This is a genomic window from Phascolarctobacterium sp., assembly GCF_045124115.1.
In the GTDB taxonomy this organism is placed as follows: domain Bacteria; phylum Bacillota; class Negativicutes; order Acidaminococcales; family Acidaminococcaceae; genus Phascolarctobacterium_A.
In genome coordinates, this window is sequence record NZ_JBGVLF010000006.1 from 1 (window position 1) to 15010 (window position 15010).

Annotated in this window: 10 protein-coding genes; 7 read left to right on the plus strand and 3 right to left on the minus strand. The window is 46.3% G+C overall.

Annotation, left to right across the window (positions count from 1 at the left end; translation table 11 throughout):
* Positions 1-216: 216 nt before the first annotated feature.
* Entirely contained in the window at positions 217-405 is a 189-nt protein-coding gene (locus ACJMM4_RS00890) for a DUF3298 domain-containing protein (protein WP_405382595.1), read from the minus strand.
* Positions 383-838, minus strand: a complete 456-nt coding sequence (locus ACJMM4_RS00895; RefSeq protein WP_405382597.1) for a DUF4163 domain-containing protein — start codon at positions 836-838, stop codon at positions 383-385. Before ACJMM4_RS00895 ends, ACJMM4_RS00890 begins: the two co-directional genes overlap by 23 nt.
* Before the next feature lie 223 nt (positions 839-1061).
* Between ACJMM4_RS00895 and ACJMM4_RS00900 the strand changes: the two genes are divergently transcribed.
* From ACJMM4_RS00900 to ACJMM4_RS00930, 7 genes are all read left to right on the plus strand, one after another.
* Positions 1062-4079 carry a PD-(D/E)XK nuclease family protein gene (locus tag ACJMM4_RS00900; protein ID WP_405382599.1) on the plus strand — a complete coding sequence of 1006 codons (3018 nt, stop codon included), beginning with the start codon at positions 1062-1064 and terminating at the stop codon, positions 4077-4079.
* A complete protein-coding gene (locus tag ACJMM4_RS00905) occupies positions 4072-7542 on the plus strand; it encodes a UvrD-helicase domain-containing protein (protein WP_405382601.1) in 3471 nt (1156 codons plus the stop codon). Before ACJMM4_RS00900 ends, ACJMM4_RS00905 begins: the two co-directional genes overlap by 8 nt.
* A 17-nt stretch (positions 7543-7559) precedes the next feature.
* Positions 7560-7760, plus strand: a complete 201-nt coding sequence (locus tag ACJMM4_RS00910) for a hypothetical protein (RefSeq protein ID WP_405381543.1) — start codon at positions 7560-7562, stop codon at positions 7758-7760.
* A 349-nt stretch (positions 7761-8109) separates the two neighbouring features.
* Complete coding sequence (gene pheS, locus ACJMM4_RS00915) at positions 8110-9138, plus strand: phenylalanine--tRNA ligase subunit alpha (protein WP_405381567.1); 1029 nt, start codon at positions 8110-8112, stop codon at positions 9136-9138.
* A gap of 11 nt (positions 9139-9149) precedes the next feature.
* On the plus strand, positions 9150-11603 hold the full coding sequence (pheT, locus tag ACJMM4_RS00920; RefSeq protein ID WP_405382603.1) for a phenylalanine--tRNA ligase subunit beta: 2454 nt from the start codon (positions 9150-9152) through the stop codon (positions 11601-11603).
* An 85-nt stretch (positions 11604-11688) separates the two neighbouring features.
* Entirely contained in the window at positions 11689-12810 is a 1122-nt protein-coding gene (locus ACJMM4_RS00925; RefSeq protein ID WP_405382605.1) for a M20/M25/M40 family metallo-hydrolase, read from the plus strand.
* 9 nt (positions 12811-12819) lie between these two features.
* Positions 12820-13572 (plus strand): exodeoxyribonuclease III, encoded by a 753-nt coding sequence (locus ACJMM4_RS00930; protein ID WP_405382607.1) that lies wholly within the window; start codon positions 12820-12822, stop codon positions 13570-13572.
* Between the two features lie 97 nt (positions 13573-13669).
* Here ACJMM4_RS00930 and ACJMM4_RS00935 read toward each other — a convergent pair whose 3' ends face one another.
* Positions 13670-14545, minus strand: coding sequence for a hypothetical protein (locus ACJMM4_RS00935; RefSeq protein ID WP_405382609.1), 876 nt, complete (start codon positions 14543-14545; stop codon positions 13670-13672).
* Between the last annotated feature and the right edge of the window lie 465 nt (positions 14546-15010).

Genomic DNA, 15010 nt, shown 5'->3' on the forward strand with positions numbered 1-15010 from the left:
GACATGGCATAAATCCCCTTTGCTTTGATTTTGTTAGCGCTTTAATTATACCAAAGGGATACGGTTTATGCCTTTTTTATTGGCTGAAATATTGAGTTTTCAAGGTTCTAACCTATTTTTAGGTGTGGGAAGTTTTAGTTAGTAATATGTCAAAAGCTCCGGGACGAAAAATCTCGGAGCTTTGGTGCTCATATAAGGTTATTTAGATTTTTTACATCAACCGTAATAGATCAGACCGACATAGGTTACACCTGCAGCATAGCAGTCCAGCTCGTAGGGTTGGTACATTAAGTATACACCGCCGCCTTCTGGGTCAACAATGAAGTTTTTAGTGAATCTAAATTTATCAAGACTTGGCAGGAAGGGCGCGGAGGATGGTGTTTTACGGTCGTTGCAGAAAACCATGTAGGTTCCGTTTTTTTATTCCGTTATATAGTTCTTCTTTGGTAAGCTTGGGCGCATTAAAATCTGAATACTGCATTAGTTCGCCTGTCATTTTATCAAAATTGAGACCTGCGGTGTAATACATACCATGAGCGCCACCGGTGTATTCATATGTTGTTACTTCTAAAGAAATATACCATTCACGTTCTTTTATTACTTTGTAGTCAGCACTAATATTTATAGGATTGCGTCTTTGATATGCTTTAACTTCTTTATCAATGTAGTCTTGGACATATTTGGTTGCTTTTTTCTCAGCAGCTTTGTTTTCAAAGCTGAAGACAGGGTAGGTTAGGTCGAGGTTGCCTTTTTTGACAACTTTGGGGGTGACTTCTGCGAAGGCAGTTGCAGTAAGCACCAGGCAGGCACTTAAGATTAACGCTGTTTTCTTAAACATGGTATCCCTCCATTCTTATGCATAGATATTTTTGCATTAGTATCTATGATTATATTATAAAATAATTTGCTTTTTGTAAAGTGAGCAGCGTAAGAAAATTCGTGAAATTGTGGTGACTTCTGTGGTGCAGAAGGTGGTTGCAATTTGGCAGAAGAAAGAGTAAAATATAAACAAAACAAACGTTTAAATATGTACTAGATTAGGGATAGGAAGGATGATGGCTATGAGTAGTTTAAGGCTTATATGCACACCTTTGGGGCAAAGCGCCCGCAGTGAATTTTATAAAGAATTAAAGGCTATGGAGCAGGGGCGGGGCGTTATTGTACTGCCAAACCGCTTGCTGCAGGAAGAAGCAGTGCGCAACGGTGTAGAATGCATCGGTATCGATTCTTTAGCATCCAAGATTTTAAATAAGAATGGCTATGTAAGTTTTAACCAAATCAACCGCCGTAGCCAGGAACTAATCGTAGAAGATTTGTTGGCAACTTTGGTGGAGCAAGGTGCGTTGCCCTACTTTGCTGCTCTTAGCGATAAAGAAGGCTTTATCAAAGCCATGACCTCTTTAGTAGGCCAACTTTCCCGCAGTGGCGCCAATCAAGAGGAAATCAACGCCATCTTTAATACTTGGGGCAGGGATGGTCAGGCCGGAGAAAAAGATAAAGAAGTCAATTTGCTTTACCAATTTTATAGAAGTTATTTGCAGACCAAGAATTGGTTCGACTTGGAAGGTAAGTACCGTTTGGCTATCAAGGTGCTGCAGAAAGATAAGGTGCAGATTCCTTGGCAAAAGATTTATTTTTGTGATTTCTACAGCTTTGACGGACTGCAGAAAGAATTTATTACGGCATTGGGCAAACGTGTAGCTTTGACCGTGGGCTTGTGCTACGAAAAGGAAGCAGTGGATGAGCGTGCCAAGCTTTTTGCAGCAGCCCGCGATACGTATAATGATTTGCTTTTGCATGGATTTGTGGAAGAAACTAAACCTAAAGTAGATGCCAATGCATTCCCCTGCGCCAAAATGCAGCTTGATTTGGGGCGTGACTGCCAGCGTGTGGCTGCTACGGAGGCAGTGCAGCTCTACAGCTTTAGTAGTAGGGAAAAGGAAGTTCGCTGGGTACTGACCCAGGTAAAGGATTTGCTACGCCAAGGTGTAAGCAGTAAGGATATTCTTGTTTCCGTCCGCGATTTAAACATGTATAATGGCATTCATGCTACAGCGGATGAATATGGTATTCCTCTGTCCTTGCCCAAGACAGGTAAGCTATCCGTACAGCCGGTGACGGAGTTGGCGCTGCTGCTTTTGCAAGCCAAGGCAGATACTCACGATGGAGCAGAAGCATATTTTAAATTGTTAACCTGCGAACTGGGCAAGTTGCTGTTTGCAGCAGATGGAGAGCAGGCAGACGCGTTACGTCAAGAATACTTCTTCAAAACACGCAGCAACGCCCAAGAAAAGGTTCACGAGCTCATGGAGGACGATTTGTTGGCCCGTTGCGACCAATTTATAGAAAACTTGCCGTGGAGCGCTGTCCTGAGCGTCTATGGACAGCAGTTGCAGGATTTTGTAGAACAATTGCAGTTAGAAAAGCATTTAGGCGCCTTGTATAAAGAGGGCAGGCTGCCTTTGACCGCAGTAGCAGGTGCCATAAAAGCTAAGCAGTCGTTGTTGGATTGTATAAAGGCACTAGTGGAGGACTACCGTCGTTGCGGCAAAGAGGATTTGTCCGTAACCTTGAGCCAATGGCAGGAGCTGCTGCGGGACGCAGTGGCTCAGGCGGAGCTAACTTTGCAGCATGGTAGGCAGGACGGCGTCACCGTAGCAGAAGTTACCAGTGTAGCAGGGTTGCAGTTTGCTTATGTCTTTCTTTTGGGCGTGCGCGAAGGGGAGTTTCCTAAGGCGAATAATGAGAACTGGATTTATAGCGACCGCGAACGCAAGGAGTTGAAGGAGCAAGGACCCTTAACGCTTGACCTGCCTAGCACGGCGCAGTCCTATGCGGAAGATGCCTATTTCTTTGGCGCCACCGTAGCGGCAGCACGGAAACAATTGGTGCTTACCTTCTTCAAAGACGACGAGGCAGGTGCGAGTCCCTACATCGCTTTGGTGCAAAGACTGTTTGCGGATGGAGAAATAGAGAATAATCCTGCCAAGGAAGATGCTTCCCCTGCGGAAGCAAGCAAAAACTCCAAGTTGGGCGATGTGGCGTGGTTAGAGCAAAGCTGCGGACACGCAACGCTGGCAGCCGCTATGGCAGATAAAGACAGACTACAGAACGAGAAATTAAGCGGCATTTTAGAGGATGATGCTTTGCAGCAGGACGTCCGCAAATTTGTTGGCAGTGGTTTTAATGCTACAGGTCTAGAAGTTTATGCCCAATGTCCCTTCCGCTATTTGGGTGAAAAGGTGTGGAAGCAAAGTGCTTTCCAAGCTGCGGAAGATGTTATGGATCCTAGGGATGAAGGTACTTTGCTGCATAATGTTCTCGCAACATTTATAGGTAGACATTTACAGGAAAAGCTGACTAAATATCCCTTGGCTACGTTGCAGGATGAATTGTCCCAAGATTTTGCAGCAGCCAGTGCTGCTTTAGAGGAAAAGGGCGTGCAAAACTTGGCTATTTGGCAGGTGGAAGGGCCACGTCTTTTACAACTATTGCAACGTTGGTTAGCATTTGAATATGAAGATCAAGGGGAGTGGCAGGGCTATACGCCTATGGCAGTGGAGTGGGACTTTAGCTCCAAAAACGGCAAGCCTTTACCTTTAAAGCTTACTGATGGTAGCAGGGTTACATTAAATGGACGCATTGACAGAGTGGACAGCGACGGGCAGCACGTTTTTGTAACAGACTACAAGCGCAGTGCTTCCGCTGCTCCGGACAAAAGCGCCATGGAGCAGCATCTGGATTTGCAGCTTCCTGTTTATATGCTTGCAGCTGCCCAAATGGCAAAACCACAGCTGCCTGTAGGCGGTACTTATTTTGTCCTCAAGGATAGCGCGCGTAAAAGCAGCTTTGTTTTAAGCGATGTCAATAATCCCGGTATTCCCTGTAAGGAGGAAAAAGATTGGGATGCGTGCAAGCTGGCGTGGGAGAAGATGCTGCGTGACTATATAGAAGGTATTTATCAAGGTAAGTTTGCTGTGGAGCCGCAAAAATGCGATGCCTACTGTGCTTTAAAAGATATTTGTCGCTACAATGTTTTACCTAAAGTCAAAGAGGAAGGAGACGGAGCAAATGAATAAAGAAGCTTTAGTGCCGGAGGAAGAACGGCGGGCAGCAAATCCTCCGTATCTGGACGAAGAAACTAAGCAGCAGCGGGAAATAAGGATTACAATAGACAAAAATGTAGCTGTTTCTGCAGGTGCAGGCAGTGGTAAAACCAAAGTTTTAGGTACACGTTTTATATACATTCTGCAGCATGATCAAGGTGCGACTAACGCCGATGACATTATTGCTATTACATTCACCCGTAAGGCTGCAGGGGAGATGAAAACCCGTATTCGTGAATATATGCAGAAGGAAGTTCTCCATGCTGCGGATGATGATAGTAGACAGTTTTGGCGTAACCAGCTGCAAGCACTGGATAAGGCGTTTATCAATACCATTCATGGTTTGTGCAGCCGTATTTTGCGCGAGAACCCTGTTGAAGCAGATTTAGACCCTGCTTTTACCGTAGCGGAAGATTTTGAAGGCGAAGAATTTTTAGAGGACTGCTTAAACAAATACTTGCGCAAAAAACTAGAGGATCAGGATGCTTCTGTAATGAAATTGGTACAGGCTTATGGCTATTACAGCATTACCAACCAATTGCAGAGTCTATTGCCTAATCTGCAGGATTTATTGGCCATTGAAGATTTTTCCCAAGCCTATATCAATAGAGTGCAAAATGTGCAGGAGCAGAAGGAAGAGCTGTGCATTACTTTACGTGATTTAGCAGAAAATCGCTCCGTATATGCTAAAAAGGGCGCTACTTTGGACAAACTTACAAATCTAGCAGAAAACATAGATGCCATTTGCGATGCTGTCCATAGCGATACACCTTGTTTTGCACCTATGGATGCAGCCATCGGTGGGGTGCAGGCGCGCGGTAAAATTGCCGAGCCTATCAAAAATATCCGCAGCCTGCGCACGGATATAGAATTAGCTGTTTACGATAAGATAGCATTGGAGTATCTGCCTGCATGGCAACAGGTGCTGCAGGAGCTGGGCAAAGAAATTGCGGAGCAAAAGAAAGCCTTGAATTTGCTCACCTATGATGATTTGGAAACCATGGCTTTGGCTTTGCTTGAACAGCACGACAATGTAAGAGCCAAGTACCATGAACGCTTCAAATATATCATGGTAGACGAATTTCAAGATACCAATGATCGACAACGTCGCCTGATTTTCCTGCTTTGTGGCGACAAAAGCGATGTGCTGCAGGGAAATAAATTATTTATCGTTGGCGACCCCAAACAATCTATTTACCGTTTCCGCGGTGCCGAAGTCAAGGTCTTTAACCAAGTCAGCAGTCTGTTTGACAAGGACAACCAAAATGGCTTTATGCGCAGTGAAGGCGAAGGTTGTTTTTTGCCTATGAACTTCAATTTCCGCAGTAAAAATAAGATTCTAGATGCAGTCAACGCAGTTTTTGAGCCTTTAATGGGTACTAAAAGTATTGACAAGGATCCTAATAAGGTTAATTTTGAAGCGTTGAATTATTTCCACGAAGGAGAGACGCTGCCGGAACTGCTCTTGGTTCCTTACGACAAAGAGGAACCGGTAACGGCGACAGAAAAGGAAGCAGACGCAGTGGCCAAAGCGATGCTGGCTTTGCACGGGGGGCAAACTCCCGGAGGACAGGCAGTGGAACCTGTAGCCTTCAATAAGATGGGCGTTCTGCTGCGAGCTATGACCCACGTGGAAGATGTGGCTGCAGCTTTAGAAAATAATGGTATTCCTTATCAAATTGTGGATGGCAAAGGTTTTTATGGGCGCCAAGAAGTATTGGACTTATTAAATCTCTTTATTGTCCTGCACAACCGCTATCGCAGTATTGAATTGGCAGGCGTCCTGCGTTCGCCATATTTTGGTTTAGATGACGAAACTATTACTAAGCTTTTCCTTAGCGGGCAGGGCTGCCTTTGGGATGCTTTGCAGAAGGCTAGTGTGGCAGAGTATGGGGAGCAGGGCGTGCTGTTAGAGCGAGCTCAAAAAAATTTAGCGCACTTGCGTAATTGTGCTTCCCTGGTAGCTGTTCCAGAACTCTTGGTAGAAGTTTGGCAATGTCTGCGGGTAGATACTGTTCTTAGCATGCAGGAGCATGGTGTAAACAAGCTAGCAAACGCTGAAAAACTGCGTCAGTTGGCACAAAGCCACTGTGTCGCTAAACAGGGTACTTTGGCGGATTGGCTTGACTATGTACGGAGAGTGCGTGCTGCAGAGGCGCGGGAAACAGCTGCTAATGTGGATGATGATGATGCAGTCCAAATTATGACCATTCATAAGGCTAAAGGTCTGGATTTTGGTACGGTTTTTCTCCCCTTTTTAGGCGGCAGGATGCCCAGCGATACAGCGGAAGTAAAATATCTTTCTGAGCAGGGCTTGGGCATTAAAGTGCCCCTGCCGGACGGTACTTTGGAAGCTACGGGCGTTTTGAAAGACATGAAAGCTCTTGACAAAGTTTGGGAGCAGGAAGAACGAAAGCGTCAGCTTTATGTGGCTATGACCAGACCTAAGGATATGCTCTTTATGAGCGGCATTATGGGCAGCAGTAAAGGTAGCAAGGCTTTAGCGGAAATGAGTTGGCTGCAGCAGTTGTCCGAAATTTTAAAGGACAGTCCTACGGTCAAGATTGTGGAATATACAGGAGAAGATGTGGAGGCTGAAAAGCAGCAACAGGTACAGGTAGCGCTTTCCTGTGACGAATCCTTTCTTGCTCCGCTTTCCGCTTTCGCGGCCAACGGCCGCCGCACTTTCAGCGCGACGGCATTGCAGACCTACCTCCACTGTCCGCGGCAGTATTTTTACTGGCAGGTTGCCAATATCCCAGGCTGGGAAGAAGAACCTGCCTCTGATGCGGTGCAGGAGCCTACGGACGGACGCCTGCCTGCTGTAGTAGTGGGCAACGTTGTCCACCGCGCGTTGGAACTCTACCGTCCTGCTGATGTGAGCGTTGTCGATACAGCGAAAGCGGAGGCTGCCTTTGCAGCTGCCGTGGAAGAGTACGCCCAAGGCGGCAATACTGATCCGGCTAAGGCTATGTATCTTAACTACTTAGCCAGCGATTTGTATAAGCAGCTACCTGTAGAAAAGCAGAGGGAGCGCGCCTTTGTACTGCCAGGTAAGTACGGACTTTTAATCAACGGCGTTATTGACTGCTTGGCGCAAGATGCAGGCGGGCAGTGGCAGCTGGTGGATTACAAGACCGGCCGTCCGCCTACAGCAGGGAAGAACATAGATGGTTACTATTACCAGTTAGCTATCTACAAGGAAGCCTGCCGCCAATTGTGGGGGATTGATGTCACTTCTGCTAAACTACATTTTCTGCAGGACCTTACGGCGGTAGCACTGCCTACGGACAGGGATTATCTCCAAGCTGCTTATGCATTGTGCGAAGAAATGGCACAGCATAGGGATGAGCAGGACTTCCCCTGCAAGCAAGCGCAAAAAGATGTTGCAGGCTGCGCTTATTGCCCGTATAATTATCTGTGTACACAAAAATGAGGGGAGCGAAGTAACGCATGAATTTTTTAGCAAAGGCAGATAGCTGGGATTATCTTGCTTTGGCGTTGGTCATTGGTGGTGCTTGGCTATTATTGGGCGGTATCAATAAATTGGCAGCGGCCAATCCCGAGAGGGTGGACGCGCGCAAGCTGCAAGTACGCGCCATGGGCGCGGTAGCAGCAGGCATCGTGTATTTAGTGGTGCACTTTATGGCGTAGGCGTTATTTTACTGTTTACGCCAGACACAATTTGTGCTATAATTACATCTAATTGAATATACCCCTGATTGCACGATGAGCAAGTAAAGTAGGATGATGTTAAGGTTTCAGAGAGCGTGGCCGAGGCTGGAAGCTGCGCACGTAGGCATGGTCCGAAGTTCCCTTGGGAGTGTTCCGCTTGAAGGCTGTGGCTGGGTAGGGTGGACGTGAGGCCGCGTTAAGGCTGCTAATGAAGGTATAAATATGGGTGGTACCGCGAAAATTTTCGCCCCTGTGATTATTTGCAGGGGCTTTTTTATATTCAATTATTACCCAATTTAAATATTAGGAGGCAAATATGGAAGCGACAATGCGTGAACAATTAACAGCATTAAAAGAGCAGGCTTTGGCTGAGCTGGCAGCAGCGGACTCCTTGGACGCGCTGAAAAATGCAAGAGTAAAATATTTGGGCAAAAAGGGCCCTATGACCGAAATCCTGCGTGGCATGGGCAAACTGCCTGCGGAAGAACGTCCGGTAATCGGCCAAATAGTTAACGAAATTAAAGGTATTTTAGAAGAAGAAATCAACGCTAAAACCGTTGTTTTGGAAAAGAAAGCTTTGTCTGATAAGCTGGCTAACGAAAAGGTGGACATCACTCTGCCCGGTCGTGCGCCTAAAGCTGGCCACCTGCATCCTGTAACTTTGACACTGCGCGAAATTAAGAAAATCTTTATGCGCATGGGCTTTGATGTGTGCGATGGTCCGGAAATTGAAGACGTATACCACAACTTTACTGCACTGAACCTGCCCCCCGATCATCCGGCACTGGATATGCAGGATTCTTTCTATATTACTGAAAACTATCTGCTGCGTACCCAAACCAGTGGTGTGCAGGCTCGTACCCTGGAAAGCATGGAGCCTAACACTCCCATCCGCATGATCTGCCCGGGTACTGTATATCGTTGCGACTATGATGCAACCCATTCTCCCATGTTCCACCAAGTAGAAGGTCTTGTTGTTGATAAAAACATCAGCCTTGCGGACTTAAAAGGTACTTTGGAACTTTTCTGTAAGCAAATGTTTGGCGAGGATGTTAAAGTACGTCTGCGTCCTTCCTACTTCCCCTTTACTGAACCTTCCGTTGAAGTTGACGTATCCTGCCCCATCTGCCATGGTGAAGGCGGCTGCCATGTTTGCAAAGACAGCGGTTGGCTGGAAATTTTGGGTGCAGGTGTTGTGCATCCCAACGTACTGCGTATGAGCGGCTATGACCCGGATAAGATGACCGGTTTCGCATTCGGTTTGGGCGTAGAACGTATCGCTATGCTGAAATATGGTATCGACGACCTGCGTTTGTTCTTTGAAAATGACCAACGCTTCATCAGTCAGTTCAAATAAGGAGGAAGAAAATGTTAGCATCTTTAGAATGGTTAAAACAATATGTAGATATTAACATTTCTACCGAAGAGCTGTGCGACAAGATTACTCGCGTTGGCTTGGAAGTAGATGGTGTAGAAAAATTAGGCCAAGGTTTGAGCGGTGTTGTTACCGGCAAGGTTATGGAAATCAGCCGTCATCCCAACAGCGACCACCTGTGGGTTTGCATGATGGACTACGGCCAAGGTGGTGACCCGGTACAAATTCTGACAGGTGCGCAAAACGTACACCAATATGATATGGTTCCTGTTGCTACCGTAGGCGCAGTGCTGCCTCCCAGCGGTCGCAATCCGGAAGGTCTGAAATTAAAGAAAGCCAAAATGCGCGGACTGGATTCCTTTGGCATGCTGTGCTCCGCAGACGAACTGGGCATTGACAGCAAGGTACTGCTGCCCGAACAACGTAATGGCATCTTTATTCTGCCTCCCGATACCCCTATTGGCGTAGATATTAAAGACGTTGTTGGCTTAAACGATACTGTTATCGATATAGACCTGACCTCCAACCGTGCTGACTGCTTCAGCATTATCGGCTTGGCTCGTGAAATCAGCGCTATTACCGGTTGTCCCCTGAAAATGCCTTCCTTAGAAGTCAAGGAAGCTGCAGGCGGTAATGCTGCTGATTATGTAAATATTAAGATTGATGCTCCTGAACTGTGCAGCCGTTTCTCCACCCGTGTATTGAAGGACATTAAAATTGCTCCTTCTCCCGAATGGATGCAGCGCCGTCTGCGTGCCTGCGGTGTACGTCCCATTAGCAATGTAGTTGACGTAACCAACTATGTAATGCTAGAACTGGGTCAACCCATGCATGCTTATGATGCTGATAAGGTTGCAGGTCGTACTTTGATTGTACGCCGTGCAGCAGAGGGCGAAAAGCTCATTACCTTGGACGACAAGGAACGCATTCTGAATCCCTCCATGATTACCATTGGCGATGCCGAAAAAGCTGCCGGTTTGGGCGGTGTAATGGGCGGTCTGCTGACCGAAGTTACTGACGAAACTGTTAACGTTATTTTGGAAGCAGCTTCCTTCCATGGCCCCAGCATCCGCCGTACCAGTCGTGCTCTGGGACTGCGCAGTGAAGCCAGCGGTCGTTTTGAACGTGGCGTTGACACCATTCTGACCCACAACGCTCTGAACCGTGCTGCTCATCTGCTGGAGGAAATGGGTGCTTGCGAAACCTTCTCCGGTATTGTAGAAGCATATCCGGAAGAAGTTAAGCCTGCAGTCATCCGCACCACTCCTGCGAAGATTAACGGCCGTATCGGTTTTGTAATCGGTCGTGAAGAAATTATCGAAATTCTGACCAAGCTGGGCTTTGGTGTTGCAGAAGATGGGGAAGAGTTGGTAGTAACTGCTCCCAGCTGGCGCCGTGACATTGAATGCGATGCTGATATTAGCGAAGAAATCGCCCGTATGCATGGTTATGACTATATCGAAAGCCATCAACCGGAACTGACCATTACTCAAGGTCACCAATCCGTATTGGATGATGTAAAGGACGCTGTACAGGACTACATGGTTGCTGCAGGTCTGAACGAGATGATGACCTATAGCTTCATTAAGGCTAATGCTTATGACAAGATGCTGCTGCCTGCTGAGGACAGCCGTCGTCAATGTATCGAGCTGTTGAACCCCATTACTGATGCTTTCTCCGTAATGCGCACTACCATGATTCCTAGCGCCTTGCAAACTGCTTCCTTCAACCTGCGCAACCACAACGACCGTGTTGCTCTGTTCGAAGTTGGCCGTGTGTTCCTGCCCAAAGCATTGCCTTTGGCTGCAGACCCGGAAGAAAAGCCCATGCTGACTGCAGTACTCAGCGGTCCTCGTGAAGAATTGAACTGGTGCGCAAGCAAGGAAAGCTTTGACTTCTACGATATGAAGGGTATTGTGGAAGGTTTGCTGGCTGCAATGCAAGTGAAGGAATATAGCTTGGTTCGCAGTGCTGCGCCCTATCTGCATCCCGGCAAGAGCTGCGATATCGTTGTCAATGGCGAAGTAATCGGCTCCTTCGGTGAAGTGCATCCTGTTGCTCAAGAAAACTTTGAGCTGGATCAAGCAACCTACGTATTGGAAATGGCAGTGGAGCCTTTGGTTGCAACTGCGGTAGCAGTACCCAAGTACGAGCATCTGCCCAAGTATCCTGCTATGAGCCGTGATATTGCGGTTGTAGTTCCTGCGGAAGTAAGCAATGCAGAGATTGAAGAAGTAATCCGTGCTCATGCAGGCGAGTTGCTGCGCAAGGTACGCGTATTCGATATCTACACCGGCAAACAAGTTGCTGCAGGCTGCAAATCCATGGCCTTCAACCTGACCTATCAGGCTGCAGACCGTACCTTGACTGATGCAGAAGTAGACGAAAGCATGAAACGTGTTATTGCTGAAGTTGCTGAAGCATACAAGGCTGAACTGAGAGCATAATAATATTCTCCTCCTTGTTCTTCCTCGCAAGAGGAGGGCGGGAGGAGAATTTTTAAGTAAAGAAATTGCGAATGAGGATTTTACGATGATAAATGAAGAAAGACTTTTGAACGAATTTATTGAACTGGTAAGCATTCCTTGTCCCAGCAAAGGCGAAAAGGAAGAAGCAGAGCTGATTATGGCGAAACTGCGTGAACTGGGTTTAGAGCCCCACATGGATACTGCCAACGAAAAAACAGGCGGCAACTGTGGCAATGTGTGGGCTTATGTAGAAGGCAACGTACCCAATGCTCCCAAACTGCTTTTTGAAGCGCACATGGACAGCGTAGCGCCCACTACCGGTACCAAGGTTGTGCGCAAAGACGGTGTACTTTACAGCGATGGTACCACCACTTTGGGTGGAGATGACAAGGTTGGCGTAGCAAGTATGCTGGAAGCAGTACGTGCTTTAAAGGAAAGCGGCGTACCTCATGGCGATGTACAATTGCTGTTTACTATCAGCGAAGAAATCGGCTGCTTAGGCGTTGTAAATCTTGATAAAAGCTGGATTAAGGCTGATTATGGTTATTGCATGGATATTGGCGGTACTCCCGGTGAAATTACCTATGCTGCTCCCAAACTGTACGATATCTACGTTACCGTCAAAGGTAAGAGCGCCCATGCAGGCATTGCTCCGGAAGAAGGCATCAACGCTATTATGCTGGCTTCCGCTGCGTTGGCAAAGATTCCTGTTTATGGTCGTGTAGATGCGGAAACTACCATGAATATTGGCCTGTTTAACGCTGGCATTGGCACTAACATTGTTTGCCCGGAGGCTAAATTTGTTATTGATATGCGTTCTTTGAATGTTCCGCGCTTGGAAGCATTGAAGGATTCTACTATGGCGCTGATTAAAGAAACTGTGGAAGCTGGTGGCGGTCAAGTAGAGTTTGAAGTAGTGGAAGGCTGTCCGGCAGTGGAACTGAGCAAGGACCATCCCTGCATCGAATTGGCAAAGAAGAGTGCGGAAAAACTGGGCTTCAAGGTAGAACTGAAAACTACCGGTGGTTGCAGCGATGGTAACTATCTGTGCGGTTACGGTCTGCCTTGCGGTCTTTTGGCTACAGGTATGAGCAACGTGCATACTACGGAAGAATATCTGAAGGAAGAGGATTTGTACAATACTGCTCGTTGGGTTTACGAAACCATCGTTACTGCTGCAGAATAAGCGAGGTGGATGATGAAACTATTCTCTTGGAACGTTAATGGCCTGCGTGCCTGCATGAATAAGGGCTTTGCTGATTTTTTAGCAGCGGCTGATCCTGATGTAATCTGCCTGCAGGAAACCAAAATGCAGCGGGAGCAGGCGACTTTCGATTTCCCCGGGTACCATGAGTTTTGGAACAGTGCGGAGAAGAAAGGCTACAGCGGTACAGCGATTTTTACCAAGGCAGAGCCTATCATCGTTACCTATGGCTTGGGTTTGGAAGAACATGATAAGGAAGGCCGTGTGATTACGGCGGAGTATCTTGATTTCTACCTTGTTACGGTGTATACGCCTAACTCTCAACGTGGTTTGGCGCGTCTGGACTACCGTATGGCGTGGGAAGATGTCTTCCGTGCATATTTGCAGCGTTTGGATGCTGTGAAGCCTGTGGTGGTATGCGGCGATTTGAACGTGGCAGCGGAAGAAATTGATTTGAAGAATCCCAAGACTAATCGTATGAACGCAGGCTTTACGGATGAAGAACGTGCTAAGTTCCGCGAGTTGAAGGCTGCAGGTTTTGTGGATACTTTCCGTGCATTGCACCCCGATGAAGTTAAATACAGCTGGTGGAGCTATATGTTCAAGGCAAGGGAAAAGAACGCAGGTTGGCGTATTGACTACTTTGTAGTCAGCCAACGCTTGGCGCAGCGCGTGCAGGCTGCAGAAATCCACAATGATGTCTTTGGCAGCGACCACTGCCCTGTAAGCATAGTAATTGAATAGAGAAGTTCGTTAATTTTTACGAGAATACAAAAACACGTAGATACCGATTCGGCGTCTACGTGTTTTTTGATGTGTTCAATTTTGAGGGGAATATTAGCTACATCACAAGAGTACAGTTTAGGCTTTTGGCAAGTTCTTGAAGCTTTTCAAGGGAAAGCTTGCTATATTTGGTAATCATACTAGCAGGCAGGCCGTCTTTAATCATATCTGTAGCAGTGGAAATGTTGGCTTCTGTTTTGCCCAAAGTTTTGCCACGAGCTTCTCCTTTACGTTCAGCCATTTCTATAATTCCAGCCATAGTTTCATCCTCCTTCTTTATATCGTCATAAGTTGTGATATTAGCAGAACTGCTAGCGTTTACTACTGACTTAAAATTGTTTTTATCACGTTGAGTCACTAATTCATTAGCTATCTTTAAAAGTTGTCTTATGTCTTCCTTATCTGCATTTTTGGTTAAGACTCGAAGCGGACTATGATTGAGTTTTTCTAGTTCCTTGGTAACAATCATTTGCATAGGGAAAGGTATGTTGCCGTTGATATAGTAGATACCGGAATAAATTAATTTAATAGAAACACCATTTTCAGATAATATTTTGAACAATAACTTAGGATGCGTCTCTTGAATTAGGGAAATAGTAATCTGTGATGCAGGGCGTTCGTCTACGGTACCACCTAGACTTTTATATAAACACGCATAGGCTATTGCCTTATAAAAGTCGTCAATACTGATGTAGTCTCCAGGTCCTTTATATTCACAAATATTATCCCTGCGGAAGATTTTGCCAATGTCATTTTTAAGCGTCCGGCTATCCGTCTTCTTGATGATGAACAAGTCAATATTTAGTGGCTTTTTGCTTAGTGGAAGTTCCTGTATAAATTCCAAAATATCTGCGTCGTGGCGCAGTTCTAGCTCCGCTGCACTGCAGAATGGCGGATGCCACTGGATTTTTTCTTCATTAGGTTGCTTTGCCAAATAGCATCAATCCTTTCATTAAAATTTCGAATGATACTACTGGCGATATGCTATTACGTGTAGACAGTGCAATAGTACCATCCGTGAGAAATATGGTAAATATTACAGTGGCGCTTTAGAGAAAGCTTTAATCATCGCGTGTCGGCGGATGAACCACCCAGCTGCTGCCTGTGAAATCTGGCAACGCTGGCTCCTACATATTAGATTTTAAGAACATAGTGTTTAGCATAAATGCGGCTAAACACTGCTACGTTCTTTACCTACATTATAGCATATATGGAATAGAGGAAAAAGAAAACTAAATCTAAATTGCAATAGCAAGTTGCACACTTTTTTCAATCCTCTAGGCTGCATAGATGCGGTCTAGATATTCATCAAAATACTCATTGGGTGACTTGTACCCCAAGCACTTTCTAGGCAGGTTGTTTGCCCACTCCGTAGCAAAGAAGATATCGTCTTCTTGGT